This window comes from Kribbella sp. CA-253562 (assembly GCF_050942265.1).
Taxonomy (GTDB): domain Bacteria; phylum Actinomycetota; class Actinomycetes; order Propionibacteriales; family Kribbellaceae; genus Kribbella.
Window position 1 is genome coordinate 1654320 of the sequence record NZ_CP192049.1, and the last position, 16868, is coordinate 1671187.

15 protein-coding genes are annotated in these 16868 nt (G+C 69.8%); 4 read left to right on the plus strand and 11 right to left on the minus strand.

Going from position 1 to position 16868, the window contains the following annotated elements; genetic code table 11:
• Positions 1-22 precede the first annotated feature (22 nt).
• Positions 23-1198 (plus strand): glycoside hydrolase family 76 protein, encoded by a 1176-nt coding sequence (locus ACQPXM_RS08040; protein ID WP_432946365.1) that lies wholly within the window; start codon positions 23-25, stop codon positions 1196-1198.
• Here ACQPXM_RS08040 and ACQPXM_RS08045 read toward each other — a convergent pair.
• From ACQPXM_RS08045 to ACQPXM_RS08060, 4 genes are all read right to left on the minus strand, one after another.
• Positions 1180-1878, minus strand: coding sequence for a hypothetical protein (locus tag ACQPXM_RS08045; protein WP_432946367.1), 699 nt, complete (start codon positions 1876-1878; stop codon positions 1180-1182). The genes ACQPXM_RS08040 and ACQPXM_RS08045 overlap by 19 nt on opposite strands.
• Before the next feature lie 6 nt (positions 1879-1884).
• The gene (locus tag ACQPXM_RS08050) at positions 1885-2784 is read right to left on the minus strand and encodes a peptidylprolyl isomerase (protein WP_432946369.1); all 900 of its coding nucleotides are present in this window, start codon (positions 2782-2784) and stop codon (positions 1885-1887) included.
• Between the two features lie 120 nt (positions 2785-2904).
• Positions 2905-3834 (minus strand): SMP-30/gluconolactonase/LRE family protein, encoded by a 930-nt coding sequence (locus tag ACQPXM_RS08055; RefSeq protein ID WP_432946371.1) that lies wholly within the window; start codon positions 3832-3834, stop codon positions 2905-2907.
• A 31-nt stretch (positions 3835-3865) separates the two neighbouring features.
• On the minus strand, positions 3866-4759 hold the full coding sequence (locus tag ACQPXM_RS08060) for an SMP-30/gluconolactonase/LRE family protein (protein ID WP_432946373.1): 894 nt from the start codon (positions 4757-4759) through the stop codon (positions 3866-3868).
• A 57-nt stretch (positions 4760-4816) separates the two neighbouring features.
• Between ACQPXM_RS08060 and ACQPXM_RS08065 the strand changes: the two genes are divergently transcribed.
• The 3 genes from ACQPXM_RS08065 to ACQPXM_RS08075 all read left to right on the plus strand — a co-directional run bounded on the left by ACQPXM_RS08065 (position 4817) and on the right by ACQPXM_RS08075 (position 7750).
• Positions 4817-5260 (plus strand): Lrp/AsnC family transcriptional regulator, encoded by a 444-nt coding sequence (locus ACQPXM_RS08065; RefSeq protein ID WP_432946375.1) that lies wholly within the window; start codon positions 4817-4819, stop codon positions 5258-5260.
• 66 nt (positions 5261-5326) lie between these two features.
• On the plus strand, positions 5327-7099 hold the full coding sequence (locus ACQPXM_RS08070) for a biotin carboxylase N-terminal domain-containing protein (RefSeq protein ID WP_432946377.1): 1773 nt from the start codon (positions 5327-5329) through the stop codon (positions 7097-7099).
• Between the two features lie 93 nt (positions 7100-7192).
• Positions 7193-7750, plus strand: a complete 558-nt coding sequence (locus ACQPXM_RS08075; RefSeq protein WP_432946379.1) for a GNAT family N-acetyltransferase — start codon at positions 7193-7195, stop codon at positions 7748-7750.
• Here the strand turns inward: ACQPXM_RS08075 and ACQPXM_RS08080 are convergent.
• From ACQPXM_RS08080 to ACQPXM_RS08110, 7 genes are all read right to left on the minus strand, one after another.
• The gene (locus ACQPXM_RS08080; RefSeq protein ID WP_432946381.1) at positions 7747-8163 is read right to left on the minus strand and encodes a hypothetical protein; all 417 of its coding nucleotides are present in this window, start codon (positions 8161-8163) and stop codon (positions 7747-7749) included. The genes ACQPXM_RS08075 and ACQPXM_RS08080 overlap by 4 nt on opposite strands.
• A 26-nt stretch (positions 8164-8189) precedes the next feature.
• Entirely contained in the window at positions 8190-11057 is a 2868-nt protein-coding gene (locus ACQPXM_RS08085) for a CHAT domain-containing protein (protein WP_432946383.1), read from the minus strand.
• A 55-nt stretch (positions 11058-11112) separates the two neighbouring features.
• The gene (locus ACQPXM_RS08090; RefSeq protein ID WP_432946385.1) at positions 11113-11583 is read right to left on the minus strand and encodes a hypothetical protein; all 471 of its coding nucleotides are present in this window, start codon (positions 11581-11583) and stop codon (positions 11113-11115) included.
• Positions 11584-11651: 68 nt separating this feature from the next.
• Positions 11652-13088 (minus strand): Nramp family divalent metal transporter, encoded by a 1437-nt coding sequence (locus ACQPXM_RS08095; protein ID WP_432946387.1) that lies wholly within the window; start codon positions 13086-13088, stop codon positions 11652-11654.
• Positions 13089-13231: 143 nt separating this feature from the next.
• Positions 13232-14071 (minus strand): SMP-30/gluconolactonase/LRE family protein, encoded by an 840-nt coding sequence (locus tag ACQPXM_RS08100; protein WP_432946389.1) that lies wholly within the window; start codon positions 14069-14071, stop codon positions 13232-13234.
• 88 nt (positions 14072-14159) lie between these two features.
• Positions 14160-14600 (minus strand): YdeI/OmpD-associated family protein, encoded by a 441-nt coding sequence (locus tag ACQPXM_RS08105; protein ID WP_432946391.1) that lies wholly within the window; start codon positions 14598-14600, stop codon positions 14160-14162.
• A 4-nt stretch (positions 14601-14604) separates the two neighbouring features.
• Positions 14605-16815, minus strand: coding sequence for an MMPL family transporter (locus tag ACQPXM_RS08110; RefSeq protein WP_432946393.1), 2211 nt, complete (start codon positions 16813-16815; stop codon positions 14605-14607).
• Positions 16816-16868 lie beyond the last annotated feature (53 nt).

The following is a 16868-nucleotide window of genomic DNA, read 5'->3' on the forward strand; positions in this document are numbered from 1 at the left end:
CCGCCTCAGGAGGAGCAACTCGATGCGCAGAAGAATTGGTATATCAACCAGGGTCGCGGGTGGGCTGCTCGCCGTGGCGATGCTCGGCACCCTGCACGTGCCCGGTGCCGACGCGGCGCCGGCCGACGAGCCGGCCCAGCCCGGCGGAGCGGCGGCCCGCGCCAACGCGTCGTACGACGCGCTGAACAAGTACTTCGGGGCCGGACCCGGCCTGCTGCTGGAGGAGTACCCGAACGAGCAGCAGAACCCGTACTCCTACATCTGGCCGTACTCGCAGGCCGCCGTCGCGGCGGAGAACCTCGCGGGCATTCCCGGCGCGGGCCGGAAGGCGGCCGCCGAGGCGGAGCGCCGGCTGGACGGGTACGAGCCGTACTGGAACGCGACCACGACGCCGAAGGGCTACGACTCCTACCTGCGGCCGCCGCTCGGCCAGGGTGGCGACAAGTTCTACGACGACAACGAGTGGATCGGGCTGCACCTGATCCAGCACTACCAGCGGACTGGTGACCGCTCGTCGCTGGCCCGGGCGAAGGAGATCTTCGCGCTGGTCGTGCACGGCTGGGACACCGACCCGTCGCACCCGTGCGCGGGCGGGGTCTACTGGACCCAGGCGCCGTGGAGCCAGGACCGCAACACGGTCTCGAACGGCCCGGGCGCGGAGCTCGGCGCGCATCTGTACCTGCTCACCAAGGACCGGTCGTACCTGACCTGGGCGCAGCGGATGTACGAGTGGACGCGCGACTGCATGCTGGCGCCGAACGGCCTGTACTGGGACCACATCGACCTGGCCGGAAACATCGAGAAGACGCAGTGGAGCTACAACCAGGGCGTGATGCTGGGCGCCGGAACGTTGTTGTACAAGGCAACGGGTCAGCAGCGCTACCTGACCGAGGCCAAGGCGCTCGCGAACGCGTCACTGGCCTTCTACGGCAGCGAGGACCGGCTGTGGAAGCAGCCGACGCGCTTCAACGCGATCTGGTTCAAGAACCTGCTGATCCTCGACTCGGTGTCGCACGACCCGCGCTACACCAAGGTGATGAAGGCCTACTCGGCCCGGGCCTGGTCGGAGGTCCGTGACCCGGCCACCGGCCTGTTCCACTTCGCCGAAGGCCCGGTCCAGCTGCTCGAACAGGCCGGCATGGTGCAGATCGACTCCTTGCTCGCCTGGCCCCGCAGCCGCTACGACGAACTGGCCTGACGGCCGGGGTCCTGGCCGAAGCCGAACCGGACGAGCGCCTTGTCGTCCGCGCGGGCCCAGGCCAGGACCCCGGAAACCCAGGCCAGGAAGTCGAGCGAGGCCGATCGCAGCCGGACCTCCCAGCCGTTGTCGACGGCTCGGTCGAACTCGACCGTCGCGCCGAGCCAGGGCGCGACCTTCTCGACCAGCCCGCCGGTCGCGCCGGACACGCTGATCCGCCCGGGCACCATCGCGCTGAGGTCGTCGAACTCGAACCACTCCCGCCCGTCGACGAACCTGCGCGGGTCGGGGGAGTTGGTCGCGACCAGTACGTCGAGCCGCTCGAGCTCCAGCGTTCCGATGCGGTCGACGGCCTGCTGAAGGACCAGGCCGGCCGACTGCAGCGGCAGCTCGGCATCGGACTGGAACACGCAGTCGAAAACCGGTCGGGAGGACCGTTCGGGAGACCTGAACCGGTCACCGGCTTCGATCGGATGCCACTGCAAGCCCTGGGTCCGCCCGTCGAACGCCGACAGCCCCAGGGCTGCGGCCTGGTTGGCCACCATGATGAACAGGTCGCGATCGGCACCCGCGGCGTACGCCCGCGCGGCCCAGTCGTGCAGCCGCAGCTCGCCGTACGCCGTGAAGCTGAACTCCCGGGGCGCGACCCCGTCCACGGCCGACGGGACGGGGTCGCTCATCGGCGGCTAGTTCTTCGAGGCCGTCGTGGCGGCGGTGATCCGGACCTCGGTGGCGGGCTTGCCGTCGCCGGGGCCGCCCTGGCCGGTCTCGCTCGGGATCACACCGGCGTTGGCGACCTTGTCGATGGCCTTGAGGCCGGCCGCGTCGACGGTGCCGAAGGCGGTGTAGGCCGGGTCGAGGCCGGAGCCGTCGCCGTACACGATGAAGAACTGGCTGCCGTTGGTGTTCGGGCCGGAGTTGGCCATCGCGAGTGTGCCGCGGCCGTACTTCAGCTCGGGGAAGACCTCGTCCTTGAAGCTGTAGCCCGGGCCGCCGCTGCCGCTGGCGCTCGGGTCGCCGCACTGCAGCACCTGCAGGCGCTCGCCGACGGTGAGCCGGTGGCAGATCGTGTTGTCGAAGTACTTCTGGTCGACCAGGCTGACGAAGCTCTTCACCGTGCAGGGCGCGAGCGCGCTGTCCAGGGTCAGCCCGAGGTCGCCGACGCTGGTCTTCAGCGTGACCTGCGTCGTCCCGCCGGTCTTGACCTTGCCGTTGGCCGGCGGGTTCACCTTCTTGGCGGCCGCCTCGCCCTTGGTGTAGGTGCAGTCCACCTCGGCCGGCAGCGCGGACGGCCGCTTCAGCGGTGCCGCGAGCGCGGTCGGGATCGACTTCGGCTTGTTGTCCGGCCCGGCCTCCGAGGGCGCCGAGGTCGGCTCCGTCGAGGGGGTGTCACCTGCGGTCGGAGTGTCCTGGCCACCGGTGTTCGCCGCGATCAGCACGGCGCCGACGATCACCACCACCACGGACACGATCGCCGCGATGGTGATGCCCACCATCCGCCGCTGCCTGGCCCGCTCGGCCGCCCGCTCCGCCTGCCGCTGCGCCTTCCGCGCCGCGAGCTGCTGCTGGTGGGTCTTCTTGGACATCGCACTCCTCACCTCGATCGAGCCAACGCTGCACGGAACCTACCGCCAAACCCTGAGAATCACCTGGTAATCCGCCGCGCCGCGGGCGCCGGCCCCGCGGCACAGGGGCGGCGGCGGCCGTCAGCGCGCGTCGTACGCCTCGGGGCCGCCCTTGGTGTTGAGGTAGAGGGAGTACAGGGACGTCGTGGCGGTCAGGAACAGCCGGTTGCGCTTGGCGCCGCCGAAGCACAGGTTGGAGACGACCTCGGGGACCAGCAGCTTGCCGAGCAGGGTGCCGTCGGGGTCGTAGACGTGCACGCCGTCGCCGGCCGCGCCCCAGATCCGGCCGGCCGAGTCCAGCCGGATGCCGTCGAAGGCGCCGCTGCCGCACTCGGCGAAGACCTCGCCGCCGGACAGCGCCGTGCCGTCGTTCGTGACGTCGAAGCGGCGGATGTGAGCTTCCTCGGTGTCGGTCACGTACAGCTGCGAGCCGTCGAGGGAGAAAACCAGCCCGTTCGGGCGGTTGAAGTCGTCGGCGACCCTGCTGATCGCGCCGTCCGGGGCGATCCGGTACACGTGGCAGCCCTCGGTCTCGATCTCGCCGCGGTGGCCCTCGTAGTCGCTGTCGATCCCGTACGCCGGGTCGGTGAACCAGACCGAGCCGTCCGGCCGCACCACCACGTCGTTCGGGCTGTTCAGCCGGTGACCTTCGTAGCCGTCGGCAAGGACCCGGACCGACCCGTCGTGCTCGGTCCGGGTGACCCGGCGGTTGCCGTGCTCGCAGCTGACCAGCCGGCCCTCGGTGTCGCGGGTGTGGCCGTTGGTGTAACCGGCCGGCTCCCGGTACGCCGAGACCTGGTACGACGTCTCGTCCCAGCGCAGGATCCGGTTGTTGGGGATGTCGCTGAACAGCACGTACCGGCCGCCGGGGGAGTAGACCGGGCCCTCCAGCCAGCGGCCCCCGGTCCACAGCCGCTCGAGGTGCTTGTCGCCCAGCGGTCCGTTCCACCGATCGTCCAGCTTCTCCCAGACAGCGGGAACGGTTCCGGCCAGCGGCTCGAGCAGGGACATCCGCACTCCTCACGATCGGGTGACTGCGTGGTCACCGGTGATCGTACGGCGGCGGCGCTCCGTCCGTCGTGAGCAGCCACGACCAGACCGACGTCGTCGCCGTGACGAACAGCCGGTTCCGCTTCGGGCCGCCGAAGCACAGGTTCGACACCACGTCGGGCAGCAGCAGCTTGCCGATCAGCGTTCCGTCCGGGTCGAACATGTGCACGCCCTCGTGGGTGGCGGCCCAGATCCTGCCCTCGGCGTCCAGCCGGATCCCGTCGAACATGCCGGCTGTGCACGGCGCGAACACCTCGCCGCCGGTCAGGCCGTCCTCCTTCACGTCGAACCGGCGGATGTGCTTGCCCGGCGTGTCCACGACGTACAGCCTGGACTCGTCGAGCGAGAACGCCAGCCCGTTCGGCCGGACGAAGTCGTCGGCGACCACGGTCAGTTCGCCCGTCGGAGAGATCCGGTACACATGGCAGCCGGTCTGCTCCTGCTCGGCCCGGTGGCCCTCGTAGTTCGAGGTGATGCCGTACGGCGGGTCGGTGAACCAGATCGAGCCGTCCCGCTTCACCACCACGTCGTTCGGGCTGTTCAGCCGCTTGCCGTCGAAATGGGAGGCCAGGACGGTGAGCGAGCCGTCGAACTCGGTCCGGACGACTTGGCGCTCACCCTGGGAGCAGCTGATCAGCCGCCCCTGGGTGTCGAGGGTGTTGCCGTTGACGTAGCCCGAAGGCTGCCGGAACGGCGAAACCTGGCCGGACTGCTCGTCCCAGCGCAGCAACCGGTCGTTGGGGATGTCGCTGAACACCAGCGATCGCCACGCCGGGACGTACACCGGTCCCTCCAGCCAGCGGCCGCCGTCGTACAGGCACTCGAGGTACTCGTCGCCGCCGATCGAGGCGAAGCGGTCATCCAGACACACAAGTTCGGCTTTCACTGAATCATCTCCTGTTAGGGTTGCGATCGACAAGATCAGATTCGGCCAGGAGTGTCAATGACTGTAGATGACGTCGATCGCAGGCTGCTCGCGCTGTTGCAGGAGGACGCCACCAGGTCGTACGCCGTCCTGGGGGAGGCGGTCGGGTTGTCGGCGGGCGCGGCACACGAGCGGGTGCGCAAGCTACGCGCGTCCGGAGTGATCCGGCGGACGACCGTCGAGGTGGATCCGGCGGCGCTCGGGCGGGGCGTGCTGGCGTACGTGCTGCTGGACGCCGACGCGTGGATGGGCGACCGGAAGACCGCGCTGGAGGCGATCGAGGCGGTCGAGGAGGCCCATGTCATCGCAGGGCCCGCGTCGGTGCTGGTGAAGGTGCGGACGGGCAGCACCGAGGAGCTTCAGCAGACCCTGCGGATGCTCCACCAGGTGGACGGCGTGACCAGCACTCAGACGGTTGTGGTGCTGGAGTCCTTCTTCGAGCGGCCGTCGGCCGTGGTGTGAAGCACAACTCGCCTCCCGGCCAGTAACTTCGTCCTACACTCAGGCGACGCCGAAGGGAGCTGAGCTGTGCCGAACAGCCGCAAGATCACCAAGGTCCTCGTCGCCAACCGCGGCGAGATCGCTGTCCGGGTCGTGCGCGCCGCCGCCGATGCCGGACTGGGCAGCGTCGCCGTGTACGCCGAGCCGGACCGCGACGCGCTGTTCGTCCGGCTCGCGGACGAGGCGTACTCGCTGGACGGCGCGACGCCGGCCGACTCCTACCTGAACATCGCCAAGATCCTGGACGTCGCGGCCCGCTCCGGCGCCGACGCGGTGCACCCCGGTTACGGCTTCCTGGCCGAGAACGCCGAGTTCGCGCAGGCGGTGATGGATGCCGGGCTGATCTGGATCGGCCCGCCGCCGTCGGCGATCGACTCGCTCGGCGACAAGGTCAAGGCCCGGCACATCGCCGAGAAGGTCGGCGCCCCGCAGGTCCCCGGTACGCCCGACCCGGTCGCGGGAGCCGACGAGGTGGTGGCCTTCGCGCAGGAGTACGGCCTGCCGATCGCGATCAAGGCGGCGTACGGCGGTGGCGGCCGGGGCATGAAGGTGGCCCGGACCATGGAGGAGATCCCGGAGCTGTTCGAGTCCGCGACCCGCGAGGCGATCAGCGCCTTCGGCCGCGGCGAGTGCTTCGTCGAGCGCTACCTGGACAAGCCGCGGCACGTCGAGACCCAGTGCCTGGCCGATGCCCATGGCAACGTTGTCGTGGTCTCGACGCGGGACTGCTCGCTGCAGCGCCGGTACCAGAAGCTGGTCGAGGAGGCGCCCGCGCCGTTCCTGTCGCAGGAGCAGCTGGACACGCTCTACACGTCGTCCAAGGCGATCCTGCGCGAGGCCGGCTACGTCGGCGCGGGGACGTGCGAGTTCCTGGTCGGCCAGGACGGCCTGATCTCGTTCCTCGAGGTGAACACCCGGCTGCAGGTCGAGCACCCGGTCTCCGAAGAGGTGACCGGGCTCGACCTGGTCCGCGAGATGTTCCGGATCGCCGACGGCGAAGAACTCGGGTACGACGATCCGGAGGTGTCCGGGCACTCGATCGAGTTCCGGATCAACGCCGAGGACGCCGGCCGCGGGTTCCTGCCCGCACCGGGCACGCTGACCCGCTGGCACGCGCCGTCCGGACCGGGCGTGCGGCTCGACGGTGGTTACGACCAGGGCGAGACCGTGCCGGGGTCGTTCGACTCGCTGGTCGCCAAGCTGATCGTCTCCGGCCGGGACCGGACCCAGGCGCTGGAGCGGTCGCGGCGCGCGCTGAAGGAGTTCGTGGTCGAGGGCATGCCGACGGTGATCCCGTTCCACGCGACGGTGGTCAGCGACCCGGCGTTCGTCGGCGACGACGGCTTCACGGTGCACACCCGCTGGATCGAGACCGAGTTCGACAACCGGATCCCGCCGTACGACGGGGCCGCCGAGACCGCCGAGAATGGTGAGCGGGAGAAGGTCACCGTCGAGGTCGGCGGCAAGCGGCTCGAGGTCGTGCTGCCGGCCGGACTGGGTGCTTCCGCGGCCGCTGCCGGTGGTGCCGGCGCGAAGAAGAAGCCGGCCAAGCGGGCCGGTGGCGGCGGCAAGTCGGCCGCGTCCGGGGACTCGCTGACCTCGCCGATGCAGGGCACTATCGTGAAGATCGCCGTCGAGGAGGGCGCGACGGTCGCGGAAGGCGACCTGGTCGTCGTACTGGAGGCGATGAAGATGGAGCAGCCGCTGAACGCGCACAAGGCGGGAACTGTCACGGGTCTGACCGCCGAGGTCGGTGCCACGGTCGCCGCCGGGGCGGCGATCTGCGAGATCAAGGACTGACCCACCCGGCCCGGGTGATCCCCTTGCCGGGGGATCCCGGGCCGGTCTATCGTCCCAATGATCCAGATAACTGGATCATTGGGAGGTGGTGTGGTGGAGCTGCGGGTCGACACCCTGTCGGAGGCGACCTGGACGCCGTACGCCGAGTTGATCGCCCGGCACAACGGCATCTTCGGCGGCTGCTGGTGCATGGGCTTCCACAGCGAGGGCTGCAGCAACGACGCCGCGCTGAACCGGGACACCAAACTGAGCCGTGTCCAGTCCGGTGACGCCCACGCGGCGCTGGTCTTCGACGGCCGGACCTGTATCGCGTTCTGCCAGTTCGGGCCGACCGGCGAACTGCCGCGGATCAAGAACCGCAAGTCGTACGAGGCGACGCTCGGCACGCTGCCCGACTGGCGCATCACCTGCTTCTTCGTCGATCGCGCGTTTCGCGGCAAGGGTGTCGCGACGATGGCGCTGCGCGGCGCTCTGACCCAGATCGCGGAACGCGGCGGCGGTCTCGTCGAGAGCTATCCCGACGACAAGCAGGGCCGCCGAACGTCGCCCGGCTTCATCCACAACGGAACCCTGACCATGTTCGAGGCCGCCGGCTTCACCCGCGACCGCGCGATCGGAAAGACGCGCTGGGTGGTCACCAAACAGGTCTAGTCGCCCGGAGCAACCTGTACGACGGTGTTGTCCGCCGGCGGGTCGCAGGGACCTGCGACCCATTCCGCTCGGCCGTGGTCCCAGCGAACCAGCAGCCATCCCTCGCGAACTGGTGGGACGCGGACATCGCCCAGCCGGGCCGCCATCGCGGCGGTCATCGTCGCGGGCAGTTGCAGGACGACCTGGGCGTCGGGGTCGGCGATGGTGACCGCTCCCGCCGTACGCAACTGCGACTTCGTTTGCTTGCGATGCCGCCTCGACAGCTTGTCCCGGATCTTGCTGTAGACGTCCTCGCCGGCCTTGGAGGCGATCGCCTGCACGAACGGCAGCAACGTCGACCCCGCCAGCGCACCGAGCAGCAGTTCGGTGGCTCCGCGCGGATCGCCGGGCCCGGTCTCGTCGGGGTGAGTCACGAGGTCCATCTTGCCTGGCGGCCGGATCAGGCGCCCGCGTGCACGAACGGCGCCCACACCGCGGGTGTCGCCGGGTGCGCCGCGCGAACGGCTCGTACGGCGGTGTGCAGGGCGGTCGCCGGGCCGTTGCCCGGATCTGCGAGGACGGCCGAATAGTAGCCGTCGGCAACCATGCGCGCGGTCTGGTCGCCGACCGCCCAGAGAGTGCCGATCACGTGCCGGAAGCCGGCCATCTGGAACGCCCCGGTGACGTGCAGCGCCTCGTCGGCGAGGTCGCCGCGGGAGACGCTGGTGTCGCAGGCGGACAGGTAGGCGATCTCGGCGTCGACGAGGCGGAGGCGGGCGATGTCCACCACGGTGAGGGGATCGACTTGGTGGTCGTGCAGCAGGAGCTGACCCGTGCCGGCGCCGTCGGCCGCACTGACGGCGTGGCAGGCGAAGTGGACCCATCGGTGCTGGGGCAGCGCTTCCAGGACTCGTTGGCGCGTGGCTTCGTCGTCGGCCAGCAGTTGCCCGGCCGGGAATCTGCGGCTCAGCGCGGTCGCCTCCTCGCGGACGTGCGGCAGGACCGGCGTACCGGGTGCTGCGGCGACGCTCACGATCAGTGGCGCCGGCGGGGTGTCGATCCGCTGTGTCCGCCGGGCGTCGATGAGGCTGCGAACGGTTGCGGCGTAGGACGAGCGCACCAGGTCGAGCACACCAGGTTGACCGTCGAGGCCGGCCGCGTGCAGTGGCAGCGTGGTCAACGGGCCGGTGGGAATCCACCACAGCCGCGGCAGCGGCCCTGGCGCCGACGTTCCGTCGAGCACAGCATCCGTGGACGGACCGAGTAGGTCGAGGGACTCGAGCACCGGCTGGGTGACGACGTCCCACAACCACGCCAGTGTCTCCTGGATCGTCTCGTTCGCAGCTTGCTGGACGTCGTCGGACAGCCCGGTGCTCCGCGCGCGCAGTACGGCCGAGCGGAACTGCTCGGCCCGATCGGTCAGGTCCGCGAAGCGCAGTTGCGGCAGCTCGACCAGTCTCACCTCGCCGTCGGTGAGGACGAGCGCGTCGCACCGCAGCATGCTGGTGTTCACCAATACCACCGGACCCTCACCGGCTGCGACGGTCAGCAACTCGTCGATCTGCGGCGGACGCAGGAACTCCGCGAAGCCGGGCAAGCGGTGGATCGAGACGAGCAGTTCGTCCCATTCGTCGGCCAGTGCGTGCCGGTCCTCGCCGGCCAACGGAGGCCGGACCTCGCCGGGCAGCGGACGTTCGGACTGCGGGGCGCCGGAGGCGGCCTCGGTCTCGGCCGCCGAGAAGCCCGCAGCCTCGGGCCGGTCGAGCGCCGACCGCAGTTCCTCGAAGCGGGCGGCGAGGTCCGGATGCCTCTCGTGCAGCTCCGTCACTTCCGTCCGGGCGTCGAGCGCCTGGCCGAGCAGTACGCCACGTCCCGTCTCGAGCAGTTCGACTGCGCGGTGCGGCCGGCCGAGCGCGATCTCGCAGGCGGCGGCATGGCCGGCCAGGCCGGAGAAGCCGGCGAGTTGGTGCTCGCGGTCGGCGTACGGGAGTCGGCGTGGGGCGGTCTGGGGGAGCAGCTCGACGGCCCGCCGGAGGGATTCCGCTGCTCCGGCGACGTCGGAGTTGTTGCTTTGGGCAAGAATGCTGAAGGCGGCCAGGGTGGCGGCCTGGATTCGGCTGTGGACGGCGGCGGCCGGGTCGGTCGCGAGCTGCTGGAGCACGGTGAGTGCTTGCACGCCGGCCCTGCGGTCGTCGTCGGCCTCGTGCTTGAAGGCAAGGGCGGCGCCGTGGGCGAGCAGCGCTTCGGAGCGTCGGTAGCCATCCGGAACCGCCGCGACCGCCTCGGCTGTCGCCGCAACGAGCTGCTGGAGCCGGCGATCCCGCCGGGACAAGCCGAGCCGGCGCGCGAGCCGCCTGGCAGCCGAAGGTGACGGCTGATCCGGCCGGTTCGCCAAGGCCCCCGCCGTATGGCGGAGGTCGGCTTTCAAGAGACCGGACTCCTGAATGACCTGGGCTTGTCTGATCCCCGTCAGGACCGACAGGCGCTCGACCCGGTTCGGGTGGCCTGGCGGTGTGGCCGCGACGGCGGACTCGGCGCGCGTGGTCGCCTCGGCGAGGTCGGCGGGGCTGCGGGTGGCGTGGTACCGAGTCACCAACAGCACCGCGAGATTCGACTGGAAGCGAGGGTGGAGGCGACGGTCCGGTGGAGTCGCCGCCAACGTCGCGCGGGCGAGCTCGATCGCCCGGTCCAGCACCGCGAGATCGCGCGTGCGGCTCGACAAGTACTGCAGCCGCAACGCCTCGGCAAGGTTGGAACCGGCGAAGGCGCGTTGTTCGCTGCGGCGCCGCGCGGCGACCAGCGCTTGCTCGGAGACCTTGACGGCCTCGGCCAGCGCCGACGAGTCGCCGAGTTGCAGGTACCGCGACAACAACCCCTCGGCCAGGTTCGACAACCGGTTCGAGCGCCGCTGGTCGGTCGGTGAGGTTTCCGCCAACGCCGCCCGGGCCGCCGCGATCGACTCCGCCAGGTCCTGCTCCGACCGCGTCAACCGCCAGCGGAACCGCAACGCTCCCGCGAGGTTGGCCTGGAACGCGGGACCCGCACCCTCGACGAATTCCACATTCGTACTGGTCTGCGCCGTCGTCGCGGCCTCCCGGAAAGCCTCGATCGCCTGCTCCAGCTCGACCAGCCGCCCGGACCGTTCGGCTTTCGACCACAGCGCGGTGCCCAGACCGTTCAACGCCGCACTGCGGGTGTCCGGCTCGTCCGCGATCACGATCGCCTCCTCGAAGGCGCTGACCGCCGCGTTCAGCTCAACGACATTGCCGTGGAGCTCGTACGACTGGTGCAGCCGCTCGGCGTCGCTCAGCAGCGTCCTGACCGCCATCCGGCGAAAGTAGGCATCACCCGTCGCCCAGTTCATCGGCGTTGCCCCTCGCCCGTCACCGGGCGGCGCGGTGGTCGGCGCAGTCCGCCATCGTATGGGGGTCGCCGTACCCGACATGACACTCGGCCATCCACGCCGGGCCGCCGAGCATCAGCGCCATCGGCCCGAACGGCGTGTCGACCGACGGCGAGCGCCCGAACGCCGGGCAGGGCAGCATCCCGCGCTGCACGGTCGACTCGTACTCCCGGGTGACCCGGTCGATCCGCTCGTCGTCGAGCGGCAGCGCGACGCCGAGCCGTTCGACGGCGATCAGTACCGCGCAGTGCGGGCACGCGTCGCCGTCCGGGCCGTCGGGGGTGATCCGGAAGCGCTGCCGCCGGTCGCCGCGCGGTGCCTCCCACTTCACGGTCACCGTGCCGCCCGCCTCGTACATCAGGTACAGGTGCGTCAGGTCGCGGCGGGCCGCGATGCCGGCGGCCATCGCGGCCGCGAGGCCGTGCTTGGTCACCTTCTTGGGTCCGAACAAACCTGGTCTCCCCTCCACGGCGCGCGACCGGCCGCCCCGCGCAGGCGGGACGACCGGTCGTAGTGCGGTCAGAAGTTCTTCTGGATCTGGTCGATCACGGTGAAGGTGGCCAGCGCGCCGAAGGCCAGGAACGCGAACAGCATCACCGCGGTGCGCAGCTTGCTGATCCGGATCGGGGCCGGCAGGGCGCGCGAGTTCATCCACCACAGCAGGCCCGAGTAGACGAACATCATCGTGCCGGCGGTGCAGGCCGAGATGACCAGCAGGACCAGCGGCTGGTCCAGGCCGGCCAGCAGGACGATGATGCCGAAGGCAACCAGTCCCCAGACCAGCCCGAAGTACAGCTTGGACTCGGTGATCGTGGAGGTGCGCAGGTAGCGGGCCTTGATCATGTCCGAGGCCAGCCGCGAGGTGTAGTCGACGATGCCGGTGGCCGCCGCGAACAGCGCGAACGCGCCGATCGCCCAGAACAGGTAGCCGAACCAGCCGCCGACCGCCGTCTGCAGGTTGACGCCCTCGATCTTCAGGAAGCTGATGTTGTTCTTGACCGAGTCGTCGCCGAACAGCGTCGAGTGCGCGAGCATCGAGGTGAACAGGATCGTCGCCACGGTGATCAGCACGAAGGTCAGCAGCTGCTCGAGGTTCGCGAACTTCCACCAGCGCTTCCAGCGGGCCAGGTTCTGCTCGTCCGGCGGGAAGGTGTAGCCGTTGGCGGTCGGGTCGGCCTCGGGCTCGCCGGTGACGGGGGACCGCAGCCGGGGCACGTGCACGCCCATGCCGAAGCCCTTGTCCCGGATCCAGTTGCTCTGGCACAGGTTCTGCCCGCCACCGGCGCCGGCGTACGCGATCGCGCCCATCATCAGCGCGAAGCCGAGCTGGTCGACGGGGAACTGCGGCGCGGTGACGGCCTCGCCGAGCGCGCTGTAGGTCTTGCCGCGGATCACGAAGATCAGCGCCAGCACGACCAGCAGCGCGACCGCGATGATCTTGACGAAGATCAGCCGTTCCAGCATCACGTAGACCACCGGCGCCAAGGTCAGGATCAGGCCGATCGTGATCAGGATGCCGATCGAGATCCAGCGCGGGTTGCCGGCCCCGAACAGGTAGGTCAGCATCGAGGCCGAACTGGTCGCCCAGCCGGGCCACAGGTTCGCGAAGTAGGTCATGATCGCGAAGAACAGGCCCCAGTGCTTGCCGTAGCGGTTGAAGCCGGTCAACGCGGTCTCACCAGTGGCCAGCGTGTACCGCTCGATCTCCATGTTCAGGAACCACTGGATCGCCACCCCGACGACGGCGCCCCAGAGAAAGACCAGGCCGACCTGCGACGAGATGTACGGCCAGAGAATGAACTCGCCGGAGGCCAGTCCGACCCCGGCCCCGACCATGCCCGGCCCGACGATCCGCCAGGTGTTCGTCGGTGGCTCGGGCAGGTCACGGACCTGCGGCGCCGGCAAGTTCTTGGTGGGCAGGTTGAAGCGGTGTGGTGTTGACGTGGTGTCTGCCATGGGCTCCTCGCTCCCGGTCGACCCCCGTTCCCTCGGACAGTAACGAAGGATCGCGTTCGGAGCGACCCGACACCACCGGGTTGTTCGTGCGTTCCACGGTGTGGTTGCCGTGGGCGAGTGGTTTCACCGGAGCAAGAAAAAGATCAGGGCCGGCCCGCACCGGGCACCGACACCGGGACAGTGAGCACCGCGCCGGTCCGCGGGCCGTTGGTCAGCCGGTCGAGGTTGTCGGCGATGCTCTCGTTCGGCCGCCACTCGGCGGTGAGCACGAACAGTGTCCGGCGGTCCGGACCGCCCAGGGCCAGCGCGAACGGCATCCGCTTCTCCTCCAGGTCGACCCGGTCGAGAACCTTGCCACCGTCGGCCACCCGGACAAGCGACGAGCCGCTGGTGGACACCCAGATCGCGCCCTCGGCGTCCGCGCAGATCCCGTCCGGTCCGAGCCCTTCGGCGAAGACCCGTCGATTCGTGAGATCGCCACTCTCGGTGAGGTCGAAGGCGGTGAGCCGCCCGGCGAAGGACTCCGAGACGACCAGCGTCCGCTCGTCCGGCGTGATCACCATGCCGTTGGGGAACTCGATGCCGTCGGCGACCTCACGCACCGCACCGTCCGGCGTGACCAGCTTGATCCACCCCGGCCGGGGCGCCTCGCCACCGGCGAAGTCGAAGTCCGCGCCGTTCAGATAGACGTAGCCACGTCGATCGACAACGATCTCGTTGCCACCCTGCCCGGCCAGTACGGCGAACGATCCGCCCGGCTCCTGCCGCCGCAGCTTGTCACCGGTCGTGACCAGCGTGCCGTCCGGCAGCCAGTCGATCGACCAGCCCATCGACCGCTCGACCGGTGCCGGCATGATCTCCGTACTGCCGTCCAGGCCGACAGCAACGATCTGCTGCTCGATCCAGTTCGCGAACCACAACCGTCCGTCGTGCCACCGCGGCGATTCGGGAATCCCCAGTCCGTCCAGCAAGAGCTCCGGCATCGTGCCACCTCGTTCCGTCAGGTCTCGCCGGCCGTGCGGCCGGCCCGTTCACCCTCTACACGAACGGCACCGGCCCGGATCGACAGCATCAGGAACTCCGCAGCAGGTCGAGGGTCTTCGCGATCCGCCGGGTCCGGGTCTCCGGCCTCTTCGCGTCCAGTACGGCGTTCACGTGCTCGCGCCGGTGCGAGTAGCTGAGCCGGTCGAAAGTTTCGCGCAGACCGGCCCCGGCGAGCGCTTCGGCCAGGTCCGGCGGCACCTCGACGGTGCGTTCGGCGGTGTCGCGGGTGACGGTGACGCTGACCGTGTCACCCGTGGACTTCGACAATCGGCTCCGGATGCCCTTGAGCACTCCGAGCGCCTGGCAACCGCCCATGGAGACGATCGAGCCGCGGTACGGCACGCCGTCGAAGGTGGCCTGGACGGGGATCCGGGCACCGCCGCCGAGCGCACTGAGCACCTCGGCCGGGATCTCGACGTACGCGCCGCCGCCGCCGGCGTCCTGGATCACGGCCTCGAAGGTCTCCATGGGATCAAGCCTGCTCCGGCTGGTCGGCCTTGGCCAGCTTGCTCGGCCACCAGATCTTCGGGCCGATGTCGTGGGCCAGCGCCGGGACGAGCAGCGAGCGCACGATCGTGGTGTCCAGCAGGACGCCGAACGCGACCATGAAGGCGATCTGAGCCAGGAACAGGATCGGCAGCACCGCGAGCGCGGAGAAGGTGGCCGCCAGCACCACACCGGCCGAGGTGATCACGCCGCCGGTCACCGCCAGGCCGATCAGGATGCCCGGTCTGGTGCCCTGCTCGATCGACTCCTCGCGCACCCGGGTCATCAGGAAGATCGAGTAGTCGATGCCCAGGGCAACCAGGAAGACGAAGGCGTAGAGCGGGATCGACGGGTCGGCCCCGGGGAAGTCGAAGACGTGGTTGAACATCAGCGCGCTGACCCCGACGGTGGCGCCGAACGAGATCACGTTGGCGACCACCAGCAGCAGCGCCGCGACGATCGAGCGCAGCAGGACCATCAGCACGACGAAGATCACCAGCAGGATGGCCGGGATGATCACCCGCAGGTCGCGTTCGCTGGAGTCCAGCACGTCGAGGTTGATCGCGGTGGTGCCGCCGACCAGGATCTCGGGTCCGACCTGGTCGAGCTCGGTCCGCAGGTGCTCGACGACCTTGGTGGCCTCGGGGGAGTCCGCGGCGACCTTCAGCGTGGCCTGGACCAGGACCTTGCCCTCGACCACCTTCGGCGGCACGCCCGGCGCGACCGACGCCGAGGCGGTCCCGACCCCGTCGACCTTCGTCGCGGTCTGGACCACCTGCTCGGCCTTGTCCGCGGGGGTGAGGATCTGCACCGGCGTACCGGCGCCGGCGTCGAAGTGCTTGGCCAGTTCCTCCTGGCCGGTGACGGACTCGACCTTGTCCAGGAACAGCTCCTCCTGCGAGATGCCGGAGGCCTTGAACGTCGGCAGGAACGCGCCGCAGATCAGCAGGGCGAGCGCGCTCAGCGCCCACACCTTGCGCGGGCTGCGGCCGACCAGTCCGGAGACCCGGTCCCACAGCTTGCGGCCGCCGACCTGGTCGCGGGCGTGCACGTGGTCGACCCGCGGGATCGACGGCCAGAAGATCCGCCGGCCGAACGCGAGCAGGACGGCGGGCAGGAACGTCATCGCCGAGATCAGCGCGCCGGCGATGCCGATCGCGCCGACCGGGCCGAGGCCCTTGGTGCTGCCGAGCTCGGACAGCAGCAGGCAGAGCAGACCGAGAATGACGGTCGCGGCGCTGGCGGCGATCGGCTCGATCGAGGCCCGCCAGGCCACCTTCATCGCCTCGTACTTGTTCTCGAAGTCGTGCAGCTCTTCCTTGTACCGCGACACCAGCAACAGCGAGTAGTCGGTGGCGGCGCCGACGACCAGGATGAACAGGATGCCCTGGCTCTGGCCGTTCAGCTCGATCACGTCGGCCTTGGCCAGCGGGTAGACGACCAGCGCGGCCAGCGCGAGCCCGAACACCGCGCTCAGCAGTACGGCGATCGGCAGCACGGGACTGCGGTACACGATCAGCAGGATCACGAACACGACGGCCAGCGCGACGCCGAGCAGGATCCCGTCGATCCCGCCGAACGCGACGACGAAGTCGGCGAACACCCCGCCGGGCCCGGTGACGTACACCTGCAGCCCGGTCGGAGTCAGTGTGTCCTTGATCTCACCGCGCATCGTCTCGGCCACGGCGTACAGGACGGTCTCGCCCTCGTGGACCACCTCGTCGGCGCGGTCGCCGTCGATCTGGACGGTGAGCAGCAGCGCCTGCTTGTCCTGCGACGGGATCACCGGCTGGGCCGGGCCGGTCAGGTAGTCGCCGATCGTCTTGCCGTTGCCCAGGTCAAGTTTCGGTACGCCGTCCAGGAACGCCTTCGCCTTGGCCGCGTCCTCGGGCGTGACGCCGCTGTCGCGCTCGATCAGCACGAAGTACGGCAGCGCGGTGGAGTCGACGAACTTGGCGGCCTGGTCGTTGACCAGCGTGGACTCGGCCTGCTTGGGCAGGAAGTTCGCGTTGTCGTTCTCCTGCACCTCGCTCAGCCGCCCGACCGTGGGCCCGCCGAGCGACGCGACCAGCAACCAGCCGATCAGGACGGCGGCGATCGCGGCCCGCCACTTCCACTGACCACCCTTGCGCGGCCCCGCGTGCTCGGGGCGGTGCCCGGAAGAGTGGTGATCCCCCGCGCTGTCGTGCTGATTCACCGTGGTCCCCTCATCGGTCTGCCGGCAGCTGTCTGATCCGCACAGTACCCAGC

Coding starts and splice junctions, on each gene's coding strand:
- ACQPXM_RS08040 (WP_432946365.1), top strand. CDS start 23: ATGCGCAGAAGAATTGGTATATCAACCAGGGTCGCGGGTGGGCTGCTC.
- ACQPXM_RS08045 (WP_432946367.1), bottom strand. CDS start 1,878: ATGAGCGACCCCGTCCCGTCGGCCGTGGACGGGGTCGCGCCCCGGGAG.
- ACQPXM_RS08050 (WP_432946369.1), bottom strand. CDS start 2,784: ATGTCCAAGAAGACCCACCAGCAGCAGCTCGCGGCGCGGAAGGCGCAG.
- ACQPXM_RS08055 (WP_432946371.1), bottom strand. CDS start 3,834: ATGTCCCTGCTCGAGCCGCTGGCCGGAACCGTTCCCGCTGTCTGGGAG.
- ACQPXM_RS08065 (WP_432946375.1), top strand. CDS start 4,817: ATGACTGTAGATGACGTCGATCGCAGGCTGCTCGCGCTGTTGCAGGAG.
- ACQPXM_RS08085 (WP_432946383.1), bottom strand. CDS start 11,057: ATGGCGGTCAGGACGCTGCTGAGCGACGCCGAGCGGCTGCACCAGTCG.
- ACQPXM_RS08095 (WP_432946387.1), bottom strand. CDS start 13,088: ATGGCAGACACCACGTCAACACCACACCGCTTCAACCTGCCCACCAAG.
- ACQPXM_RS08100 (WP_432946389.1), bottom strand. CDS start 14,071: ATGCCGGAGCTCTTGCTGGACGGACTGGGGATTCCCGAATCGCCGCGG.
- ACQPXM_RS08105 (WP_432946391.1), bottom strand. CDS start 14,600: ATGGAGACCTTCGAGGCCGTGATCCAGGACGCCGGCGGCGGCGGCGCG.